The 13,115-nt window shown below is 73.5% G+C and carries 12 protein-coding genes; 5 read left to right on the top strand and 7 right to left on the bottom strand.

What is annotated here, in order from left to right; all coding sequences use genetic code 11:
- Window positions 1–82 precede the first annotated feature (82 nt).
- Entirely contained in the window at window positions 83–604 is a 522-nt protein-coding gene (locus tag VKK44_RS21780; RefSeq protein ID WP_343443071.1) for a hypothetical protein, read from the bottom strand.
- Between the two features lie 296 nt (window positions 605–900).
- On the opposite strand from VKK44_RS21780, the gene VKK44_RS21785 reads away from it, so the two are divergent.
- Window positions 901–1,884, top strand: coding sequence for an endonuclease/exonuclease/phosphatase family protein (locus tag VKK44_RS21785; protein ID WP_343447851.1), 984 nt, complete (start codon window positions 901–903; stop codon window positions 1,882–1,884).
- A gap of 21 nt (window positions 1,885–1,905) precedes the next feature.
- Here the strand turns inward: VKK44_RS21785 and cimA are convergent, their stop codons facing one another.
- Entirely contained in the window at window positions 1,906–3,498 is a 1,593-nt protein-coding gene (cimA, locus tag VKK44_RS21790; protein WP_343443072.1) for a citramalate synthase, read from the bottom strand.
- Window positions 3,499–3,774: 276 nt separating this feature from the next.
- Between cimA and VKK44_RS21795 the strand changes: the two genes are divergently transcribed.
- Together VKK44_RS21795 and VKK44_RS21800 are read left to right on the top strand one after the other, a co-directional pair.
- Window positions 3,775–4,239, top strand: a complete 465-nt coding sequence (locus tag VKK44_RS21795; RefSeq protein WP_343443073.1) for a PRC-barrel domain containing protein — start codon at window positions 3,775–3,777, stop codon at window positions 4,237–4,239.
- A 61-nt stretch (window positions 4,240–4,300) separates the two neighbouring features.
- Window positions 4,301–5,032, top strand: a complete 732-nt coding sequence (locus VKK44_RS21800; protein ID WP_343443074.1) for a tyrosine-protein phosphatase — start codon at window positions 4,301–4,303, stop codon at window positions 5,030–5,032.
- 459 nt (window positions 5,033–5,491) lie between these two features.
- On the opposite strand, the gene VKK44_RS21805 is transcribed toward VKK44_RS21800, so the two are convergent.
- Both VKK44_RS21805 and VKK44_RS21810 read right to left on the bottom strand, forming a co-directional pair.
- Complete coding sequence (locus VKK44_RS21805; protein ID WP_343443075.1) at window positions 5,492–6,589, bottom strand: branched-chain amino acid aminotransferase; 1,098 nt, start codon at window positions 6,587–6,589, stop codon at window positions 5,492–5,494.
- A 189-nt stretch (window positions 6,590–6,778) separates the two neighbouring features.
- Window positions 6,779–7,810: a 3-isopropylmalate dehydrogenase gene (locus VKK44_RS21810; protein WP_343443076.1), complete on the bottom strand. Its 1,032-nt coding sequence runs from the start codon at window positions 7,808–7,810 to the stop codon at window positions 6,779–6,781.
- Between the two features lie 221 nt (window positions 7,811–8,031).
- Here VKK44_RS21810 and VKK44_RS21815 point away from each other — a divergent pair, with 221 nt between their 5' ends.
- On the top strand, window positions 8,032–8,904 hold the full coding sequence (locus VKK44_RS21815) for an FAD:protein FMN transferase (protein WP_343443077.1): 873 nt from the start codon (window positions 8,032–8,034) through the stop codon (window positions 8,902–8,904).
- Between the two features lie 334 nt (window positions 8,905–9,238).
- Window positions 9,239–9,595, top strand: a complete 357-nt coding sequence (locus VKK44_RS21820) for a hypothetical protein (protein ID WP_343443078.1) — start codon at window positions 9,239–9,241, stop codon at window positions 9,593–9,595.
- Between the two features lie 60 nt (window positions 9,596–9,655).
- Here VKK44_RS21820 and serA read toward each other — a convergent pair whose 3' ends face one another.
- The 3 genes from serA to ilvN form a co-directional block, all read right to left on the bottom strand.
- A complete protein-coding gene (gene serA / locus VKK44_RS21825; protein WP_343443080.1) occupies window positions 9,656–11,254 on the bottom strand; it encodes a phosphoglycerate dehydrogenase in 1,599 nt (532 codons plus the stop codon).
- A 273-nt stretch (window positions 11,255–11,527) separates the two neighbouring features.
- Window positions 11,528–12,541: a ketol-acid reductoisomerase gene (gene ilvC, locus VKK44_RS21830; protein ID WP_343443082.1), complete on the bottom strand. Its 1,014-nt coding sequence runs from the start codon at window positions 12,539–12,541 to the stop codon at window positions 11,528–11,530.
- Between the two features lie 58 nt (window positions 12,542–12,599).
- Window positions 12,600–13,115, bottom strand: a complete 516-nt coding sequence (gene ilvN / locus VKK44_RS21835; RefSeq protein WP_343443083.1) for an acetolactate synthase small subunit — start codon at window positions 13,113–13,115, stop codon at window positions 12,600–12,602.

Consider the following 13,115-nt stretch of genomic DNA (forward strand, 5'->3'; position numbering starts at 1 on the left):
AAGCAGCGTCGGGAGGTCCGGAGCGGGACGGAACACGACACCGACCCCCGCCGTGGCGGGGGCCGGTGTCCGGCGGGGCGGGTCAGCTGGTGACCACGAGGTGGAACGGGCGCGGCGAGAAGACGCCGACGGAGTTGCGGGTCTGCACGAAGACCGCGTTCGGCGTCAGCAGCCGCGGTGCGACGGACACCTCGCCGGCCGGCGGGACGTTGGCCGAGTCGTTGGTGCCGACGGTCGCCACGTACGCCTTCTGGCTCACGTCGTAGTCGAGCAGGACCTGGAACTGCCCCGGCGACACGCCCGGCCCGGGCGGGAACCGGAACGCGGACACCACGTTGCCGGAGTGCTGGAGCAGCACGCCGGTGGACGACACCACCGCCCAGGCGACCTGCCCGGGGGCCGGCGGGGCCAGCGTGGCCCGCATGGCGGACTGGGCGGCCTGCCGCTCGGCGGGGCTGACCTCCGGCTGCTGCCCGGCGGACCGGGTCGGCTGGCCGGCCTTCGACTCCGGCTGGGCGGCGACCGCGATCCCGCCCCCGGTCACGGTGAGGGCGAGCGCGGCGAGCGCCACCACCGTCGCCTTCCGCTTGAAGAATGTAGCCATGACTGATCTCCTCTTTTGACCGTGGTGATGAAACGGCGCGAGCAATTGCGGGACATCGGGTTCCCGCATCGGAGAGCACGGCCGCTGAGCTGCCCTTACTACGGAGCGTTGGGATGTCTCAACCAGGTGGAACCTAACATCGGAAAATGGGGTGGTCAATAGCGTTAATCGCGTGTCCGACACGCGCCGAAAACCGGTCGAAAATTGTGAGAAGGCAGCGCTCGACCATTCACGAAATTGCTTCACGGGGGGCACCGGCACGACCGGTTCCCGGTAGTCTCACCGCCGTGACCGCCCTGGACGCCGCCCCGCGCGAGGGCACCCGACGTGGCCGATGGACGACGACGGCGTGCTGGCTGGCGGTCGTGCCGGTGGCCGCCTGGGCGGTGCTGCGGCTGGCCGGGCTGGAACGGGGTCCGCTGGTGCTGACGGCGGCCTTCACGCCGTACGTCGCCGCGGTGGCGCCAGCCGTCGCGGTGCTGGCACTCGCGGTGCGACGCCGCGCGCCCGCGGTGGTCGCGACGCTCGCCGCGCTGGCGCTGGTCGGCGTCGTGGCGCCGCGGGCGGTCGCCGACGACCAGCCGGCGGCCGACGGCCCGGCACTGCGGCTGCTCACCGCCAACCTGCGCCTGGGCTCGGCCGACCCGGCCCGGCTGGTGGCCCTGGTCCGCGCGCAGCGGGTGGATGTGCTCACCGTGCAGGAACTCACCCCGCGGCTCGCCGCCGACCTGGACCGGCTCGGCCTGGCCACGCTGCTGCCGCACCGGTCGCTGAGCCCCGAGGTGGGCTCCACCGGCTCCGGCCTCTACAGCCGCCATCCGCTGCGCGACCCCGGCCACCGCCGCAACCAGGGTTTCTTCTTCACCCAGGCGTACGGGACCGTGACGGTGCCGGGGGCACCGCTGCTGCGGGTGGAGTCGGCGCACCCGGCCGCGCCGCACCACCCCGACGTGGTGCCGGACTGGTGGACCGACCAGCGGGCCCAGCCACCGGCCACCCCGACCGGCAGCCTGAGCGTGCTGGCCGGGGACTTCAACGCCACGCTCGACCACGCCGCCCTGCGCGAGCTGGTCGCGACCGGCTACACCGACGCCGCCGACGCGGCCGGGGCCGGGCTCGCCGGCACGTGGGGCCCGTACGACGGCGATCCGATCCCGCCGGTCACCATCGATCACGTGCTGGTCGACAGGCGCATCGCGGTCCGCGCCGTCGACACCTGGCCGGTGCCCGGCAGCGACCACCGGGCGGTGCTGGCCGAGCTGCGCCTGCCGGCGGCGTGAGCGTGACGCGCGCGGGGCGCCTCAGGCGTTCAGCCGGGCCCCCGCCTTGTCGAGGCCGTAGGTGAGCGCGTCGACGAGCGCGTGCCAGCTCGCCTCCACCACGTTGGGGTGCACGCCGACGGTGGTCCAGTCCCGGCCCGCCCCGGCGGTCTCCACCAGCACCCGGGTCACCGCGCCGGTGCCGTGGCTGCCCTCCAGGATGCGCACCTTGTAGTCGGCCAGCTCGAACTCCCGCAGCTCCGGGTAGTGCCGGGCCAGCCCGGCCCGCAACGCCTCGTCGAGCGCGTTGACCGGGCCGTTGCCCTCGGCGGTGGCGATCACCCGCTCGCCGCGTACCCGGATCTTGACGGTCGCCTCGGAGACCACCGCACCGTCCTCGCGGTGCTCGACCAGCACGCGGTACGACTCCAGCGCGAACGGCCGGGCCGGCGCGGCGTCCGGCAGCTCGGAGCGGACCAGCAGCTCGAACGAGGCGTCGGCGGCCTCGAACGACCAGCCGCCGGCCTCCAGCTCCTTGACCCGGCCGGTGACCCGGGAGAGCGTCTCCGGATGGCCGGCCAGGTCCAGACCCAGCTCTCGGCTCTTGAGCTCGATGCTGGCCCGGCCGGCCATCTCGGTCACCAGGATCCGCATGTCGTTGCCCACCACGGCGGGGTCCACGTGGTTGTAGAGCAACGGGTCGACCTTGATCGCGCTCGCGTGCAGCCCCGCCTTGTGGGCGAAGGCGGCGGCCCCGACGTAGGCCTGGTGGGTGTCGGGGGCGATGTTGGCGATCTCGGCGATGGCGTGCGAGACCCGCACCATCTGTTCCAGGCAGCCCTCCGGTAGGACGGGCATGCCGAGCTTGAGCTGGAGGTTGGCGACGATCGCGAACAGGTCCGCGTTGCCGGGTCGCTCGCCGTACCCGTTGGCGGTGCCCTGCACGTGCCGGACGCCGGCCTCGACCGCGGCGATCGTGTTCGCCACCGCGCAGGCGGTGTCGTTCTGGGCGTGCATGCCCAGCCGCTCCGGCGTCACGCCGGTGCGCGCGACCAGGTCCTCGATCGCGGCGGTGACCTGGGAGGGCAGCATGCCGCCGTTGGTGTCGCAGAGCACGAACCGCTCGGCGCCGGCTGCCGTCGCGGCCTCGACCACGGCGGCGGTGTAGCCCGGGTCGTGACGGAAGCCGTCGAACGTGTGCTCCCCGTCGACGAACACCCGCCGCCCCTGCGCCACCAGGTACGTCACGGTGTCCCGGATCATCGCCAGGTTCTCCTCGGCGGTGGTGCGCAGCGCGCGCTCGACGTGCCGCAGGTCCGCCTTGGCGACGAGCGCCACGGCCGGGGTCCCGGCGTCGAGCAGCCCGCGGACCTGCGGGTCTTCCTCGACCGCCAGGCCGGCCTTGCGGGTGGCGCCGAACGCGACCAGGACGGCGTGCCGCAGTTCCAGCTCCGTGCGGGCCCGGCGGAAGAACTCGGTGTCCTTGGGCACCGCGCCCGGCCAGCCACCCTCGATGAAGCCGACCCCGAGATCGTCGAGCAGGCGGGCCACCGCCAGCTTGTCGACCACCGAGTAGCTGAGCCCTTCACGCTGGGCGCCGTCGCGCAGCGTCGTGTCGTACACCTGGAAGGTCATCGGAGTCCTCTTCTCGTGCCTGGGGAGAGCAACAAAAAGACCCCCCGCGAAATGCGGGAGGTCGGCGCGCTCGGCGAGGGGGAGCCGGCGCGCTAGCTGCTAATGATCAGGACGGAGCTGGTCACGACCGGTACTCTGCCACCTCCGCCGCGTTCTGGGAGGGGTAATCCACATGCCGGGACACCGCGTCGCCGGGTTGGTGCCGGGAGCGGGTGGGTAACTCCGGCGGAGACAGCGTCGCTGCGACGGCACCGCCGTCGGGACGGGAGCAGGCAGATGGAGAGACTCGACCCGCACGCCACGCACGGCGGCACCGAGCCGGTCGTCGACGACGGCGCCGGCGCGGTCGCCGGCGGCGCCCCGGGCGGCGCGTTCGACCCGTGGCGCTACCGCGACGAGGCCGGGGTGGCCAGCGCCGACCTGACCGGTTACCACGTCGAGGCCACCGACGGCGGCATCGGGAAGATCGACCGCGCGAGCCACACGGTCGACGACAGCTACCTGGTCGTCGACACCGGTCCGTGGATCTTCGGCAAGAAGGTGATGCTCCCGGCCGGGACCGTCAACCACGTCGACCACGACGCACGCACGGTCCACGTCGACCGGGAGAAGGACCAGATCAAGGCCGCCCCCGAGTACGACGAGGCCAGTCACGCCGAGCCGGCGTACCGGGAGCGGCTCGGCGGCTACTACGGCGAGAACCACTCGGCGCTGCCGCCGGACGGCCCGCCCCGGAGCTGACCCGCGGTCGACGGCCGGCGGGGGGCACCGGAGCCCGCCGCCGGCCGTTACCGTGTCAGGGATGGACGCCCCGGAGACACCCTTTCCCGTGTTGTTCAACTTCCGCGACGTCGGCGGTTACCCCGCCCGCGACGGGCGCACCGTCCGGCGCGGCCGGCTCTACCGCTCCGACTCGTTGCACCGCATCGACGAGACCGACCGGGCCGCGTTCACCGCGCTCGGCATCCGCACGGTGATCGACCTGCGCCGCCCCACCGAGGTGGCGCGCGACGGCCGGGTGCCCGACTACGACGGGCTGGTCTACCGGCACATCCATCCCGAGCACGCGGACTGGGCCGCCCAGCAGTTCGAGTCCTCCGGCGTCAGCCTGGCCCGTTACCTCGCCGACCGGTACGCCGACCTGGCCCGCACCGGCACGGCGGGGCTGGCCGAGGCGGTCGGCCTGATCGCCGACAGCGCCAACGCCCCGGTGGTGGTGCACTGCGTCGCCGGCAAGGACCGCACGGGCATCGTCTGCGCGCTCACGCTGGCCGTGCTCGGCGTGGCCGACGACGACATCGTCGCGGACTACGCGCTGAGCACCGCCGCGTCCGAACGGTTCAGCGCCTGGGTGCGGGCCACCCTGCCGGACGCGGAGGAGCCGCCGCCGCCGTTCCTGGGCTCCCCCGCCGAGGCGATGGAGTTGTTCCTCGCCGAGCTGCGGGCCGGCCACGGCTCGGTCGAGGGCTACCTGACCCACGCCGGCGTCACGGACGCCCAGCTCGACGCGCTCCGCACCCACCTGCTGAGCTGACCGCGGGGGCGCATCCACCCGCCCCCGCGTTCGTCCCCGGGCCGCCCGCCCCGGCCCGGGCATCGAACCGCGCCGCCCCGAACTGACCAGCTCGGCCGGGCTCGGCCGGGCTCGGCAGGCTCGGCCGGGCTCGGCAGGCTCGGCCGGGCTCGGCAGGCTCGGCCGGGCTCGGCAGGCTCGGCCGGGCTCGGCAGGCTCGGCCGGGCTCGGCCGGCCAACCGACTCTGGCGGCTGGGCAACGCCGACGCCGGACATGGCGCCAGCCTGCCTACAAACTTGAGGGCGCGAATGCATCAGCGGCCAACTCGCCGTCACGCCGCGACTCGTTCGTGCCATCAAGTTCGTAGGCGCTGCGGGCGGAGGCACCGGTCCGGCCGGCGAATGAGCGTCGGCACCCCGATCCGAACGGAGCTGGCGTCGACCGGCCCGGCCCGGCCCCGCACCGGTCCGACGCCGACGTCAGATGATGGGGGTTACCCAACCGTGGGGGTCGGCGGCGCGACCGCGCTGGATGTCGGCGAGCTTCTGCCGCAACGCCATGGTGGCCCGGCCCGGCTCGCCGCCGCCGATGAGGAACTCGCCGTCCGGGAAGCGCACGCCGCCGATCGGGGTGATCACGGCGGCGGTGCCGCAGGCGAAGACCTCACGCAGCCGTCCGCTCGCCGCGTCCGCCTGCCAGTCGGCGAAGCTGACCGGGCTCTCCCGGACCGGGTGCCCGGCCTCGGCGGCCAGCGTCAGCACCGCGTCGCGGGTGATGCCCGGCAGGATCGTGCCGCTCAGCGGCGGGGTGACCAGGGTGCCGTCATCGTAGACGAAGAAGACGTTCATGCCGCCCAGCTCGTCGACGAACCGCCGCTCCACCGCGTCCAGGAAGACCACCTGGTCGCAGCCGGCCTCGATCGCCTCGGCCTGGGCCGCCAGCGAGGCGGCGTAGTTGCCGCCGCACTTGGCCGCGCCGGTGCCGCCGGGCGCGGCCCGGGTGTAGTCCGGCGAGACCCAGACCGTCACCGGCTTCACCCCGCCGGCGAAGTAGGCGCCGGCCGGCGACGCGATGACGCAGTAGAGGTATTCGTTTGCCGGGCGCACCCCGAGGAAGACCTCGCTGGCGAACATGAACGGCCGCAGGTAGAGGCTGCCGTCCTCGTCCTCCGGGATCCACGCCTGGTCGATCTCGACGAGCCGGCGCAGCGACTCCACGAACGTCTCCGGCGGCAGCTCCGGCATGGCCAGCCGCCGGGCGGACGCCACGAACCGGGCCGCGTTGGCCTCCGGCCGGAACATGGTCACCGACCCGTCGCCACCGCGGTACGCCTTCAGCCCCTCGAAGATCTCCTGCGCGTAGTGCAGCACCGCGGCGGCCGGGTCCATCGGGATCGGGGCGCGCGCCTCGACGCGGGCGTCGTACCAGCCCTTGCCGTCGGCGTAGCGGATGGTGACCATGTGGTCCGTGAACACCCGGCCGAAGCCCGGGTTCGCCAGCAGGGCGGCCCGGTCGGCGGCGGATACCGGCGCGGGATTCGGACGGATCTCGAAATCGAGCTTGTCACCACCGCTCATCGCGCTGACCTCCCTGCGGGTCCACGGCATACGGGTTCGCACACCGACGTCACTGGTGCCAGAAACTTACCCCGAACGGTCGTTCAGCGGATAGCTCCGGCCCCGCACATCGACGATGCCAATTGGGCGGAGCTGGCCCGGAAACGGGTCTGGCGGCCCGGTTCCGGGCCGCCAGGAGGATCGGCCCGGTCAGGCTACCGCGTGCCCGGCGAGCCGGTCGCCGACCTCGTCGGTGCTTCCCGGCGCCCCGGGCGTACGCCCGGCCAGCTCGGTGGCGACCGCGGCGGTGACCCGCGCGGCGGCGTCGGCGTGGCCGAGCTGGTCGAGCAGCAGCGCGGCGGAGAGCACGGCGGCCACCGGGTCGGCGACGCCCTTGCCGGCGATGTCCGGCGCGGAGCCGTGCACCGGCTCGAACATCGACGGGTAACGCCCCTCCGGGTTGATGCAGCCGCTGGCCGCCAACCCGATGCCGCCGGTCACCGCGGCGGCGATGTCGGTGAGGATGTCACCGAAGAGGTTGTCGGTCACCACCACGTCGTACCGGGACGGGTTGGTGACCAGGAACATCGCGGCGGCGTCGACGTGCTGGTACTCGGTGGCGACGTCGGGGTGCTCGGCGGCGACCTCGGCGAAGGCCCGGGACCACAGCGAGCCGGCGTGGGTGAGCACGTTGGTCTTGTGCACCAGCGTGACCTTGCGCCGCTCCCGGCGGCCGGCCCGGGCGAACGCGTCCCGGATCACCCGCTCCACGCCGTGCCGGGTGTTCAGGCTCTCCTCGGTGGCCACCTCGGCCGGGGTGCCCCGGTGCAGGCTGCCGCCGGCGCCCGCGTACAGCCCCTCGGTGCCCTCGCGGACCACCACGAGGTCCACCTCGCCGGGCTTGACGGCGGCCAGCGGGCCGGTCACGCCGGGCCAGAGCCGGGACGGCCGGAGGTTCACGTACTGGTCGAAGGCGAACCGGAGCTTGAGCAGCAGGCCGCGCTCCAGCACGCCGGGCGGCACGGTCGGGTCGCCGACGGCGCCGAGCAGGATGGCGTCGTGGCCGGCCAGCTCGTCGAGGACGCTGTCGGGGAGCACCTCGCCGGTGCGGTGCCAGCGCGCGGCGCCCAGGTCGTACTCGGTGGCCTCGATGCCGGGCAGCACGGCGTCGAGGACCTTGCGGGCCTGCCCGACCACCTCGGGACCGATGCCGTCGCCGGCCACCACCGCGATGCGTGCCACCTGGCGCTCCTCACCTCGTCGTTCTGCGCAACGGTACGTCCCCGTCCCGCCTCCCGGTACGAGTCTTCCACCATGCGGGACACCCGATGCACAGGAGGCTCCCAGCCGGCATTCATGGTGCGGTCATCTCCACTGCTTATGGTCAGTGTCGACCGGGTCGACGGGAGCCCGGGACGGGGCATCGCCGCGACGTTGCGGCAGCCAGCGAGGGGGCGGGTGTCATGCGGATCGACCAGCGGCGGGCACACTGGGCGGACGAACAACCCCGGACCCGCTGGGTCGACCAGGCCGCGTTCCGCCAGCCCCGACCCGACCTGCGCCTCGGCGCCCGCAGCCACCGGATCGAACGGGACGGCGCCGCCCCCCACGACCGGATCAGCGTCCGACACACCGTCAGCACCTCCACCGCGGAGTACACGCTGCTGCTCAACGCGCCGGACTGGTTCGGCCACCGGGGTGTCGGCGAGGCGCTCCGGGACGCCGTCGCCGAGCTGCGCGCCGTCGACCTCACCTACGGCCCGAACCAGCCGGACAGCCTGGTGTCGCGGCTGCGGCGCGACGAGATCAGCCCCGACTCGTACCCCCCGCTGGCCGACCTGGTGGACCGCTGCGCCGCCATGCGGGCGGCGACCGACGGGTGGTTCGACGCCTGGGCGGTGCCGGGCGGCTTCGACCCGGGCGGCCTGCTCGGCGGCTGGGCGGTGGAGCGCGCCGCGGCGCGGTTGCGGGCCGCCGGCATCCACGACTACGCCGTGCTCAGCGGCGCCGACCTGACGGTACGCGGCCACGCCGCGCACGGCGGCCCGTGGCGGGTCGCGGTGCACCACCCGACCGAGGCCCGCCGGTCGCCGCTGGTGCTGGAGATGACCGCGGGCGCGGTCGGCACCTCCGGCGTCACCGGCCGGCGGGGACACGTCGTCGACCCGCACACCGGTGAGCCGACCGAACGGCTTGTCGCCGCCACCGTGGTCGGCCCGGACCTGGCGATCGCCGACGCCTACGCCACCGCCCTGTACGCCGCCGGCCCGGCCGGCCTGGCCTGGTTCCGCGACGGCTCGGACTATCGCGCGCTCTTCGCGCACCACCGCCGCTGACGCGCGGTCGCGCCCCGCTCGCATCCGGGGTGTGGGACCGCGATCGGCCCCCGCGGTCTCGGCAACGACCGTGGGGGCCGGTCAGCGACGAATGCGCGTGGCTCGCGCAATCGAGGGGTGCGGGCCGACTGGCCGGACACCCGACCGCGCCACCCGAAGACGGGCCGGGAAATCGACTCAGCCGGAAACCGCACCGGTACGCTAGCGAATCGACGCAACTCGACGCAAGAGTCTCCACAGCGGACGCCGCCGTACCGGTGTCGACAATCAGCAGGTGAACCCCGGGGGCGGGGCAGAAGTGACGTGGACCGCCCGGGATGGCACGCTGTCCGCCGTGAGTTTCGATCTGAGCGTGTGGGCCCTGCCGAACGGGGCCGCACCGGAGCAGGTGCGAGCGGCCGTCCGGCAGTGCCGCGAGGGATGGCACGGCGAGCAGCACCCCGACCCGCGCGTGGTCGGCTTCTACCGGGCGATCACGGCGAGCTACCCCGACCGACCGGCCCGACCGGACACGCCGTGGGAGGTCGCACCGCTGCACGCGGCGGCCGACCACGTCGAGATGAACCTGCATCCCACGTGCCCGGACCAGGTGCTGCTGGACATCGAGCGGCTGGCCGCCGAGCACGACCTGATGCTCTTCGACGCGCAGGACGGCTCGGTCTACCCGCCGCCCGCCCGCGTCCGTTCCTGACCTGCGGCACGACGAAGGGCCCGGCCGAAGCGGCCGGGCCCCCGATCCGTCGTGTTCGGACTACTCGTCGCGCAGGTCGGCCGCGCTGGCCGCGACCGCACCGATCGAGTCGGCCGCGGAGGTGAGCAGGTCGGCGCCGAGCGCCTGGTCGACGGTGAGCGTCATCAGCGTCTCACCGCCGGCCTCCCGCCGGGCCACCTGCATGGCGGCGATGTTGACGCCGGCCTCGCCGAGCAGCGTGCCGACCGTGCCGACCACGCCGGGCCGGTCGACGTAGCGCAGGAAGACCAGGATGCCCTCCGCGCCGATCTCCACGTCGAAGCCGTCCACCTCGGTCAGCTTGAGCACGTCCCGCGCGCCGGTGTGCACCGCCGTGCCGGAGACCCGGACGGTCCGCCCGTCCGGCAGCGCGCCGCGCACCGTCACCAGGTTCGGGTGGTCCACCGTCTCGGTCGGCGTGGCCAGCGTGACCTCGACGCCCCGCTCGGCGGCAAGGTGCGGCGCATTGACGTAGGTGACCTGCTCCTCCACCACGGAGCTGAACAGCCCCTTGGTGGCGGCGAGCTTGAGCACCGACACGTCGTTGGTGGCGATCTCGCCGCGCACCTCGACGGTGACGCTGGCGGCCACGCCGCCGGCCAGCGCGGTGAAGGCCCGGCCCAGCTTCTCGGCCAGCGGCAGCAGCGGCCGGACGTCCTCGGCGACCACGCCGCCGGCCTGCACGTTCACCGCGTCCGGCACGAACTCGCCCTGGAGCGCGAGCTTGACGCTCTTGGCCACCGCGAGACCGGCCTTGTCCTGCGCCTCGTTGGTGGAGGCGCCCAGGTGCGGGGTGGCCACCACGTTGTCGAACGCGAACAGCGGCGACGAGGTGCAGGGCTCCTTGGCGTACACGTCGACACCGGCGCCGGCGACCCGGCCCTCCGCGATCGCGTTCGCGAGCGCCTGCTCGTCGACGAGCCCGCCCCGGGCGGCGTTGACGATCCGGACGCCCGGCTTGACGATCGCCAGTTCCTTCTCGCCGATCAGGCCCACCGTCTCCGGCGTCTTCGGCAGGTGGATCGAGATGAAGTCGCTCTCCCGCAGCAGCTCCTCCAGCCCGACCAGGCGCACGCCGAGCTGCGCCGCGCGGGCCGGCTGGATGTACGGGTCGTACGCGATGAGCCGGGTGCCGAACGCGGCGATGCGCTGCGCGAACAGCACGCCGATGCGGCCGAGGCCGACCACGCCCACGGTCTTGCCCTGGATCTCCACGCCGGTGTACTTCGACCGCTTCCACTCGCCGGCCTTGAGCGCGGCGCTGGCGCTGGCGGTGTTGCGGGCCACCGCGAGCAGCAGCGCGACCGCCTGCTCGGCGGCGGAGACGATGTTGGAGGTGGGAGCGTTGACCACCATGACGCCACGCGCGGTGGCGGCGGGCACCTCGACGTTGTCCAGGCCGACGCCGGCGCGGGCGACCACCTTCAGCCGGGGCGCCGCCGCGACCGCCTCGGCGTCGATCTGGGTGGCGCTGCGTACGATCACCGCGTCGGCCTCGGAGAGCGCGGAGAGCAGGGCCGGACGGTCGGTGCCGTCCACGTGGCGCACGTCGAAGTCGTGCGCGAGCACCTCGATGGCGGCGGGGGCGAGTTCTTCGGCGATCAGTACGACAGGATTCATCGGTCCTCGTAGACGCTCGGTATGTGTCGGCCTGGGGCGTCGGGACGCCGCGCTGCGCCCTGCGCCGATCCGTGCCATGGCCGTCGGGTGCCGCGTGGAGCACCACACAAGGATGGTAGGTGTCGGCCCGCCCTCCGGGTCCCGGACCACGGGGTGAGGGCCCTCACACGCGGTCGTCACGTGCCGGACATCGCCGGTTCACGTGCCGACGGCGACGACCCGCGGCCCGACGCCGGGGAGAGCGTCGGGTCGCGGGTCGCGCGGTGTGCCGGGTCAGGCGGTCTCGGTGATCGGGCGGTCGACCCAGCTCATCATGGCGCGCAGCTTCTGCCCGGTCTCCTCGATCGGGTGCGCCGCGCCCTCGGCCCGCCACTTGGCGAAGTTCGGCCGGCCGGCCTCGTCCTCGGCCACCCACTCGCGGGCGAACTCGCCGGACTGGATCTCGCCGAGGATCTTGCGCATCTCGTCCTTGACCCGGGAGTCGACGACCCGGGGGCCGCGGGACAGGTCGCCGTACTCGGCGGTGTCGGAGATGCTGTAGCGCATCCGGGCGATGCCGCCCTCGTACATGAGGTCGACGATCAGCTTCAACTCGTGCAGGCACTCGAAGTAGGCCACCTCGGGCGCGTAGCCGGCCTCGGTGAGCACCTCGAAGCCGGTCTGCACCAGCGCCGCCGCGCCGCCGCAGAGCACCGCCTGCTCGCCGAAGAGGTCGGTCTCGGTCTCCTCGGTGAACGTGGTCCGGATCGCACCGGCCCGGGTGCCGCCGATCGCCTTGGCGTACGCCAGCGCCAGGCCGAACGCGGTGCCGCTGGCGTCCTGCTCGACGGCGACCAGGCAGGGCACGCCCTTGCCGTCGACGTACTGGCGGCGGACCAGGTGACCGGGGCCCTTCGGGGCGACCATCGCCACGTCCACGTCGGCCGGCGGCGTGATCAGGCCGTACCGGATGTTGAAGCCGTGGCCGAAGAAGAGCGCCTTGCCGGGGGCCAGGTTCGGCGCGATGGCGTCGGCGTAGAGGCCACGCTGGGCGGTGTCCGGCGCCAGGATCATGATCACGTCGGCCTCGGCCGCCGCCTCGGCCGGGCTGAGCACCCGCAGGCCCTGCTCCTCGGCCTTGGGCCGGCTCTTCGACCCGGCGGGCAGGCCGATCACCACGTCGACGCCGGAGTCACGCAGCGACAACGCGTGCGCGTGGCCCTGGCTGCCGTACCCGATCACGGCGACCTTGCGACCCTGGATCAGGCCCAGGTCGGCGTCGTCGTCGTAGAAAACCTCAACGCTCATTGACTTCCCTTTCGTACGGCGGTGCCCGTCGGCCCGTCGAAAAACTGGTGGGTACGGATCAGGCGGCGCGCAGCGCCGGGCCGGCGGTGATGGCGCGGGAGCCGCGCCCGATGGCCACCGTGCCGGACTGGACCATCTCCTTGATGCCGAACGGCTCCAGGTCGCGCAGCAGCGCGTCGAGCTTGTCCGGCGTGCCGGTGGCCTCGATGGTCAACGTGTCCGGCGCGACGTCGACCACCCGGGCGCGGAACAGGCCGACCGTCTCCAGCACCTGCGCGCGGGCGCTGCGGTCCGCGCGGACCTTGACCAGCAGCAGCTCCCGGGCCACCGACACCTGCGCGTCCAGCTCGACGATCTTGAGGACGTTGACCAGCTTGTTGAGCTGCTTGGTCACCTGCTCCAGCGGCGAGGACTCGGCGTTGACCACGATGGTGATCCGGGAGACGTCCGGGTTCTCGGTCTCGCCCACGGCGAGGCTGTCGATGTTGAACCCGCGCCGGGAGAACAGCCCGGAGACCCGGGCCAGGACGCCCGGCTTGTTCTCCACCAGCACGGACAGCGTGTGCAGATTCAT

The organism is Micromonospora sp. DSM 45708 (genome assembly GCF_039566955.1).
Lineage (GTDB): Bacteria > Actinomycetota > Actinomycetes > Mycobacteriales > Micromonosporaceae > Micromonospora.